Raw genomic sequence first — 1005 nt, 5'->3', positions numbered from 1 at the left:
TGCATTGCCGCAGCTTCGGTGTATAGCTTAGCCCCGTTAAATCTTCCGCGCAGGCCGACTCGACCAGTGAGCTATTACGCTTTCTTTAAATGATGGCTGCTTCTAAGCCAACATCCTGGCTGTCTGAGCCTTCCCACATCGTTTCCCACTTAGCTATAACTTTGGGACCTTAGCTGGCGGTCTGGGTTGTTTCCCTCTCCACGACGGACGTTAGCACCCGCCGTGTGTCTCCCGGATAGTACTTACTGGTATTCGGAGTTTGCAAAGGGTTGGTAAGTCGGGATGACCCCCTAGCCTTAACAGTGCTCTACCCCCAGTAGTATTCGTCCGAGGCGCTACCTAAATAGCTTTCGGGGAGAACCAGCTATCTCCAGGTTTGATTGGCCTTTCACCCCTAGCCACAAGTCATCCGCTAATTTTTCAACATTAGTCGGTTCGGTCCTCCAGTAAGTGTTACCTCACCTTCAACCTGCCCATGGCTAGATCACCTGGTTTCGGGTCTAATCCTAGCAACTGTACGCCCAGTTAAGACTCGGTTTCCCTACGGCTCCCCTAATCGGTTAACCTTGCTACTAAAATTAAGTCGCTGACCCATTATACAAAAGGTACGCAGTCACCCAACAAGTGGGCTCCTACTGCTTGTACGTACACGGTTTCAGGTTCTATTTCACTCCCCTCACAGGGGTTCTTTTCGCCTTTCCCTCACGGTACTGGTTCACTATCGGTCAGTCAGGAGTATTTAGCCTTGGAGGATGGTCCCCCCATCTTCAAACAGGATATCACGTGTCCCGTCCTACTCGTTTTCACTGATAAGATGCTACCGGTTACGGGGCTATCACCCTGTATCGCTGTGCTTTCCAGCACATTCACCTGTCATCAAACTAGCTTAAGGGCTAATCCGGGTTCGCTCGCCGCTACTGCCGGAATCTCGGTTGATTTCTCTTCCTCGGGGTACTTAGATGTTTCAGTTCCCCCGGTTCGCCTCGTCACGCTATGTATTCACGT

The 1005-nt window shown here is 51.1% G+C and carries 1 rRNA gene; it reads right to left on the bottom strand.

The annotated features are described in order from the left end of the window. Window positions 1–1005, bottom strand: a 23S ribosomal RNA gene (locus ACVA53_RS24955); the annotation flags it as partial.

Source organism: Photobacterium sp. DNB23_23_1, from assembly GCF_052873815.1.
This window is presented reverse-complemented; position numbering and strand designations above follow the sequence as displayed.